The sequence below is a fragment of the Gillisia marina genome (assembly GCF_000258765.1).
Taxonomy (GTDB): domain Bacteria; phylum Bacteroidota; class Bacteroidia; order Flavobacteriales; family Flavobacteriaceae; genus Gillisia; species Gillisia marina.
The window spans coordinates 1-409 of the sequence record NZ_AJLT01000069.1 but is presented as its reverse complement, the minus strand read 5'-3'; the positions used below and the strand labels follow the sequence as shown (position 1 = coordinate 409).

Here is a 409-nt window from a genome sequence, read left to right as displayed (position 1 = left end):
TAACCGATGCAGCTGGAAACACAACAACTTGTATTTTTACAGTTCTTGTAAAAGGAGCACCGGTTGCTTTAGATGATGCCGTAACAACTAATGAAGATACTGCAGTTATGATCTCGGTTCTAGATAATGATTCAGATCCTGATGGAGATCCACTAACAATAATTAGTAATACAAATCCAAGTAATGGAATTGTAGTACTAAATGAAAATGGAACGTTTACTTATACTCCAAATGCAAATTATAATGGACAAGATTCATTTGAATACACAATTTCAGACGGAAATGGGGGAATAGATACTGCAACAGTTTTAATTACTGTAGTACCTGTAAATGATGCTCCAGTAGCGGTAGATGATTCATCAACTACGGATGAAGATACTGCGGTAACTATTTCAGTATTGGATAATGA

At 35.2% G+C, this 409-nt stretch carries 1 protein-coding gene; it reads left to right on the top strand.

The window, feature by feature from the left end; all coding sequences use genetic code 11:
• A partial coding sequence (locus ON07_RS13125; RefSeq protein ID WP_010232327.1) for a cadherin-like domain-containing protein occupies positions 1-409 on the top strand: 409 nt, incomplete at both ends.